Raw genomic sequence first — 6339 nt, 5'->3', positions numbered from 1 at the left:
TGGACGCATGCTTACATGCTAGAAATCTTGCATGCAAGCATGCATGCATGCAAGCATGCATGCTTATATAGAAAGGTTTGCCCATGCCCCGCACGGTAGTTTCAGATATGCCCCCTCACGAATTTCGTTTCTTGAGAGAGTACTTAGGGTTCACAACAAAAGACATAGCGGAAATACTAAAAGTTCAGAACAGAACGGTTCAAGCCTGGGATAGAGAGCGGAATGCAAGCATACCGGCAAAAGAACTGCTGATAGATGAAGTAGAAAAAGTAGATGGTTGGATTGCTTCTCAGCTAAAGGAGTCGCTTCTTAAATTTGCAGAGAACGGTGGAAACCCTGTAATGCTACGGCTCTTTAGTTCGCTTGAAGAACTGCAACGAATCTATCCGATGTTCCGAAGAATTAATCACTATGAAGCCGCACTGAGGGGTCTAGTGTCAGTACTATCAGAGCGAGGAATCAAGTTCTACTTAGAACGTAATTTATGAACTATATTTTGCCGAAATAGTCATCGACAGGTCTATATCATAGTTTCTTCTTTATTTAGCTTATAAGATGTATTTATCATTTTCTGTTGAGCTGTGAGATACCCAGCAAACTGTCTTAACAATTTGAAGTCGTAAGGAGAACCCCTCATGTTCTTACCTGATAGCTGGAAACTGCCCCCGGAAATTGCCCCAGAATGGTTGTGGGTAGCTTTTCTTATCATTGGCCTTGGTATCGCAGCGTTTCCCTTGGTTCTAGGAATCAAGCTATACAGGCAAGGCATAAGGTTTGCTAGATTAGCTCTCTATAGTGGAGTGGCCCTATCAATCGCTGGTTGCTCTTTTGTAGCTTCTTTCCGTCCTGTTGTGGCTAAAGGGTGGCAATGGGTAGTAGACGGCTTTTCAACACTCCCTAGCGCTTCAGAAGTGGGAACCTCGTTTATAGATTCAGTGACTCCGGTAGTAGTAAGCGGGCTAGGCGTTGGGTTAGTTCTCTTCATCGTCTATGTGGTGATGGAGGAATTTTGAATAAAAAGGCCGGAACTAGCTGTCCACATATCCACTTGCCCACACGTTCCTACTACTAGAGAAAAATATAAAGGATTTAATCTATAGGGGACCCCTCGGAATCCCTTGTGAAATAAGGGCAAAAGCCCCATCATGCGCCACTTAAGTACTGACTAAAGCGCCACTTAAGTACTGTGGATAACCTGTCTAAAATCAACGGGTACATTTTTAAAAACCTTGAAATATCAGCTGTTTTGAGAAGCATGCGCTACTTAAGTACTGATTTTGGAAGCGCCACTTAAGTACTGTGGATAAGTATTTAAAAACCGATGTTTTCCACAGACGCGGCCCAGGGTGGCAACCGTCTTGATAAATTAGCTGATAGTATAAATAAGGGAAACATATAGAATAGAAAAAGCCCTTGCGAAGCTGCTACTTCACAAGGGCAGTAAACCTAGTCGAAAAGGTCTTTTCAATGCCTAGTATAGCTGAAACTACCGAGGTCTGGAACCGTGAGATAGAACCCCCTGCGGCACGTTTTCAAACCCTTGTAGAACACGCCGGTCGCAGCATAGAGCTGCAAGAAGCCGGAAAAATTAAGGCAGGTTCATATCTGCTTGCAGACTTAACAGACTTGTCTTTCCCCTATAAGAAGCCTGACCCGAACATGAGGAGTTGGGAGCGCTCTAATGGGCGAAAAAAGATAGTGATTCAGCCGGGTATGGTTCCTGGCCCTGGGGGCGGTATCGAGTATGTCTACCCTTACGGGATTGTCCCTAGACTGTTTCTGATTTGGCTTACTACAGAGATAAAGCTCTCGAAAAGCCGCCGTGTAGAGGTGGGAAAAAGTGTAAATGCGCTGAGGGCGCAGTTGGGTATATCTAGCGGCGGAAAGCAGCATGCGAACTTCACTAGGCAGCTGGAAGCTCTTTTCTCAGCTCACATCGTAGTTTTTGAGCAAGGCCCTAAAAAAGAGGGTGTTACTGCAAATAAGGGCAAGGTCTTACAGATTGCTGATTCTTGGGAAATCTGGAAGTCTAGCGAAACTGGCGAGGTCGTCGAGTCGATTCCGTCTACTTTAGAAGTCAGTGAATCATTCTATAACCACGTTCAAAATACGGCTGTTCCGTTGGTGTCTGAAATCGTTTCTGCATTCAAGCGGGACCCTATGAGGTTGGATATTTATTGCTGGCTAGTTCACCGTCTCTACATGCAGCGCGCGCCAGAATCAAACGTAAGTTGGTCCCAACTTTCTAAACAGTTTGGTGGGAACTATGCCCGCGAGCGCAGCTTTAAAAAAGCCTTTGTGGACCACTTGCAGGTTGTCCTGCTGTATTATCCAGAAGCTCGGGTGTCTGTTACTCGGAATGGGCTGATTCTGCGCCGTTCAAAGCTGCATATACCGCCTCGTGGGGCTGTTGCAAGGATTCTCAGTGTTGAAGAGGTTGTTTCGGCTGCTGCGGCTATAGGTAAGGCGTCGTAGAGTATTTGTTGCCCGCCCCGTCAGGGGCGGGTTTTTTGTGAGTTCATAAAATAATTTAGTTAGCTCTTGATTTCGGGGAGAAGATGGGGCAAACTAGGAAACAAGAAACCTAGAAACCTAGTTATATGGGAGTGGAGATGTCACCCAAGATTATTGCCTTTGGAAACCAGAAAGGCGGCGTCGGAAAAACTTCAATTACTGTTGCTGTTGCAGAGTCTTTGGCCTATCGAGGTATGAAAGTTCTCGTGTTGGACTTAGACCAACAAGGCAGCGCCACGATTGTTCTTGGAGCAAGCGTAACGGCGGAAACTCTGACCATGTACGATGTGCTGAAAGCTAACACCCCTGGCTGTATCGACGATGGAATTATGGAAACTGCATGGGAGAACATCTCTATCGTTCCAGCAGATGAAACCCTGGCAGCGCTGGCAGAAGAAAGCCTTATTGCCGCAGAGCAGCGCTTGAAAACAGCGTTTATCGACTCGGAAAAAATCGAAGAATATGACTACGTTCTTATGGACTTGCCGCCCTCGTTGGGGCGACTAACTCTTAACGGACTGGTTGCCGCAGAACAGGTTTTTGCTGTGACTGCCCCGGCCGCTCTCTCAGTTCAGGGGCTAACTCATTTTGAAAACACTATCAACGAAATTAAGCGGATTAGGCTGAACCCGGAACTGCAATTTTCAGGCGTCATTATCAACCTGGCAGATACCCGAAAGGGCGAAGACCGATTCCAGATTGACCAAATTAATGAGAACTGGGATAACGTGCTTTCTCCTGTAGTTCTTTCACGCGCTGCTGTAGCAGATATGGCGAGTACTCACTTACCTATTCGTAAGACCGGCAGCAGTAGCGCTAAAGAAGCGCAATCGCTTATCGACGCGCTCACCGATTCCATCATAGGAGCTTAGGACATGGCTAAAGTTCAGCGCCAACCCATCAAAAAGCAGCAGGCCCCCTCATACATCGAAGAAGCAGCGGCCAACGCAAAAGAAGAAGCGAAAAAGCCTGTTCCCTCGCGTCGTCGTCGCGTCGTCCGAGAGCAAGTCTCTACACGTATTCTCCTAGAGATTCGTGACGCCGCAGACGACTACATGAGCGATAGCGGCATGACTTTTCAGGGGCTGGTAGAAGCGGCACTAACCGAATACTTAGAGAGCGCCGGTTACACCGTGGGCGCTACACGTCAATAGGGGAGAGGGTAATGACTACAAACGCAGATTGGGCCGCGAAAGAGCAAGAAATCGCTGCTGATAAATCGAATGTTCCGTTTAACGTTGAGATTCCCAGGTCGCTTAAGCGTGAGCTGGCACTTCAAAAGGTTATTAGCGGTATGACCTTGCGGGATATTGCAACGGCAGCTCTTACCGACTATCTACGCAAGCAGAACGGAGGGAAGTAATGCGCCCCGTACCTTGGAAAGTTTCACCTCTGCCTACTTTGTGGCTAGACCCGTCCACCGGGTACGGGGTAGATTCAGACGGCCGCAAAATTAGCCCTGTCATTCGCGGGCGCAGGAAGAACCCCAACCTAGAGGACTTGCTGAATACAGCACAGGTTTCTGGTATCAAAAGAGTTGTTCTGGTGGGCAAGATTCCCGAACGGGACAAACGCACCAATCGCCATTGGTTCCAATCAGACCTGACCGATTGGCAGCACGGCAAGCATTGGCTGGATTCGGGAGCGCCCCCGGTTGGACGCTTCTATCACAAGCTGCAAGATATGCAGGACCGCCGCGAAAAGCCCTATGAACTGTCCCTAGTAGAAGCATGGTTCGGAAACATTCGCCTGTCTCCCATGCAAGCGAGAGAAGCATGGGAGCTTACCCAGCATTGCGTGATTCGGTCAGAAGAATCAATGCAAGGGCTTATGAAATCCCCTGCGGCCACAGGGCAGCAACTTTGGGCGCAATCTCTACCTGCGGGATTAGACCCGCAAATCGTAGATGATGATATAGCAGAGCTAATTCATTCAACATCTGGTCAGCACCACATAGAGCACCTTGTCGCCGGTCCTAACTACGTTGAGCATGAGTTAACGCGTCCTCTTATGCAGCAAACGCGCGGAGAATCTATGTCAGGGTTCTCGTACATCGACGGCCGCTTTATGTACGCTGCTTGCGGCAATGAACTAGGGGTAGGACCGGCTCAATGGATTAAGGGGCAACAGGCCCGCGAACTCTGGTACGGAGAAACAAATATGCGTCGTGTTGGTCCGTTCTTACCGGCTCGTTATCATGTGCGCGTTCGTGTTCCCCAGGATTGGAAAACGCTTGGTATTTTGCCCCTGAAACATACCACCGAAGACGGCCGCCGTACATGGGTTTACCCTAACGTCCCCGGCGCTGTATTTGAAACATGGGTAGGCAACGAAGAGCTGCGTCTAGCCGAAGAGTTCGGTTGGACGATTGAAAAATTCTTTGAAGCAATCACATTTACCAGCAAGAAACCGGCTGTGCGTGGTGAAAAACGAGCTGTAGCCGCGCGTCCTCTCGATACCTTTTGCAAACGTATCGTCAAAGCCCGCGAAAATGTAGAAACTATCGGAACAGCAAACAACGTTGCCCCGGTCGTTATCGACGCTGCGAGCGCTGCAATCCGCCAAATCCTTTTGCAGACCATAGGTTCATTCGCTTCTCGTGGACGCTCTTCAACGGTAACTGTCGATTCATCGTGGGATATTCCCCCTCAGTACGCACACACCGCCCAGCGGTTCGGAGACAAGTTCGTTTACCGTGAGAAAATCCCGTTGAGTGCGATTCCTGAAAAGCAGCGGGCATACTATCGCCCGGAGCTGGCGTCACAAGTCTGGTCCCGTGCCCGTGCTCGTGTCCTGCATGGCCCTGTGGCTGGGGGAGAGAAGCGGGGGGCATTGCATGTAGACCCCGCGCAGCTTATCGGTATCAACGGCGACGCTATCTACACCACAGAATTACCTCAGTGGGCTTTGCCTGTCCAGTACGGGGGCAAAGACGACGGCGCAGTAGGTCGGCTGCGAATGAAAGGCTATCTTCCCGCCGGTACGCCAGATATGGCATTGCCTACGACGATAGAAGCCCGCTTGCGTCTTGCCCGCCGCGCAGAGAACGCCGGTATTGGTGGAGCAATTCAGCAGCTTGGATTGTAAGGAGCGGAAGAATGGCAAAAAGCGCTAAAGAGTACATCGAACTGCTTATGTCCCGAGGTATGAACCAGTCTGAGATAGCCCAAGAAATGCAACGAGATTCGTCGTTGATTTCGCAGATTCGTCGCGGTCTAAAGCCAGGTTCAAACATGGTTGGTTCGCTGAAAGAATTAGCTGAGACTGGCAGTGTGACGCGTCGCCCCCCGCGTCGTAAAACATCTAAGGGCGAATACTCACATGTTCGTGGTTCTAACGGGCAGAAAAATGTCTTGCCCAAGGGAGTAAATGAGGACGAGCGAAGAGAAAAGACCAAGGGGCGACGGGTGGGCAAGCGCGTTGAAGTCCCGGCTCGTGGGCGTTACATCAAGCACCCCACTGAGTACGGTCTAAACATGCGTAAATATAAGGTGGACTTCCCAAAGACCAAGGACGCTAAAGGTAGAAAAGCTGCTTTTGACGAGCTTAGTAAGGACGTCCAATCACTTCACCGTAAGAAGTGGGGAGATAAAGACTTACCAGAACGCCGCGCCTACTTTAAAGTCACCTATGCCGACGGTTCGACGGCCCAGGTCGGCTCTAAGGGCGGGTATCGAACCGAAACTGTGCTTGCTGGAATTGAGAATCACGAGGGGGATTTCGAGTCGTGGCTAAAGACACAAGGGTTAGGTGAGCGCTACATGGATTTGAACCCTGATACGCCGTTCGTCTCGATTGAGATAATGGGTGTCAAAAAAGCATGAC

General features: G+C 49.4%; 8 protein-coding genes. All 8 read left to right on the top strand.

Translation table 11 applies throughout. The features are described from left to right. Positions 1-83: 83 nt before the first annotated feature. The 8 genes from ACMXX3_RS11550 to ACMXX3_RS11515 all read left to right on the top strand — a co-directional run bounded on the left by ACMXX3_RS11550 (position 84) and on the right by ACMXX3_RS11515 (position 6338). Entirely contained in the window at positions 84-488 is a 405-nt protein-coding gene (locus ACMXX3_RS11550; RefSeq protein ID WP_421084858.1) for a helix-turn-helix domain-containing protein, read from the top strand. 147 nt (positions 489-635) lie between these two features. Next, positions 636-1013 carry a hypothetical protein gene (locus ACMXX3_RS11545; protein WP_421084857.1) on the top strand — a complete coding sequence of 126 codons (378 nt, stop codon included), beginning with the start codon at positions 636-638 and terminating at the stop codon, positions 1011-1013. A gap of 454 nt (positions 1014-1467) precedes the next feature. Beyond that, a complete protein-coding gene (locus ACMXX3_RS11540; protein WP_421084856.1) occupies positions 1468-2475 on the top strand; it encodes a replication protein RepA in 1008 nt (335 codons plus the stop codon). Between the two features lie 137 nt (positions 2476-2612). Continuing rightward, positions 2613-3386: a ParA family protein gene (locus ACMXX3_RS11535; RefSeq protein ID WP_421084855.1), complete on the top strand. Its 774-nt coding sequence runs from the start codon at positions 2613-2615 to the stop codon at positions 3384-3386. Between the two features lie 3 nt (positions 3387-3389). Continuing rightward, positions 3390-3668, top strand: coding sequence for a hypothetical protein (locus tag ACMXX3_RS11530; RefSeq protein ID WP_421084854.1), 279 nt, complete (start codon positions 3390-3392; stop codon positions 3666-3668). An 11-nt stretch (positions 3669-3679) separates the two neighbouring features. Then, positions 3680-3877, top strand: coding sequence for a hypothetical protein (locus tag ACMXX3_RS11525; protein WP_421084853.1), 198 nt, complete (start codon positions 3680-3682; stop codon positions 3875-3877). A gap of 137 nt (positions 3878-4014) precedes the next feature. Continuing rightward, a complete protein-coding gene (locus ACMXX3_RS11520) occupies positions 4015-5601 on the top strand; it encodes a hypothetical protein (RefSeq protein ID WP_421084852.1) in 1587 nt (528 codons plus the stop codon). Between the two features lie 11 nt (positions 5602-5612). Continuing rightward, positions 5613-6338 (top strand): hypothetical protein, encoded by a 726-nt coding sequence (locus ACMXX3_RS11515; protein ID WP_421084851.1) that lies wholly within the window; start codon positions 5613-5615, stop codon positions 6336-6338. Position 6339 lies beyond the last annotated feature (1 nt).

Origin of the sequence: Rothia nasimurium (assembly GCF_049068285.1) — a bacterium.
Taxonomy (GTDB): domain Bacteria; phylum Actinomycetota; class Actinomycetes; order Actinomycetales; family Micrococcaceae; genus Rothia; species Rothia nasimurium_I.
This window is presented reverse-complemented; position numbering and strand designations above follow the sequence as displayed.

Coding starts and splice junctions, on each gene's coding strand:
- ACMXX3_RS11525 (WP_421084853.1), top strand. CDS start 3,680: ATGACTACAAACGCAGATTGGGCCGCGAAAGAGCAAGAAATCGCTGCT.
- ACMXX3_RS11535 (WP_421084855.1), top strand. CDS start 2,613: ATGTCACCCAAGATTATTGCCTTTGGAAACCAGAAAGGCGGCGTCGGA.
- ACMXX3_RS11540 (WP_421084856.1), top strand. CDS start 1,468: ATGCCTAGTATAGCTGAAACTACCGAGGTCTGGAACCGTGAGATAGAA.
- ACMXX3_RS11530 (WP_421084854.1), top strand. CDS start 3,390: ATGGCTAAAGTTCAGCGCCAACCCATCAAAAAGCAGCAGGCCCCCTCA.
- ACMXX3_RS11515 (WP_421084851.1), top strand. CDS start 5,613: ATGGCAAAAAGCGCTAAAGAGTACATCGAACTGCTTATGTCCCGAGGT.
- ACMXX3_RS11545 (WP_421084857.1), top strand. CDS start 636: ATGTTCTTACCTGATAGCTGGAAACTGCCCCCGGAAATTGCCCCAGAA.
- ACMXX3_RS11550 (WP_421084858.1), top strand. CDS start 84: ATGCCCCGCACGGTAGTTTCAGATATGCCCCCTCACGAATTTCGTTTC.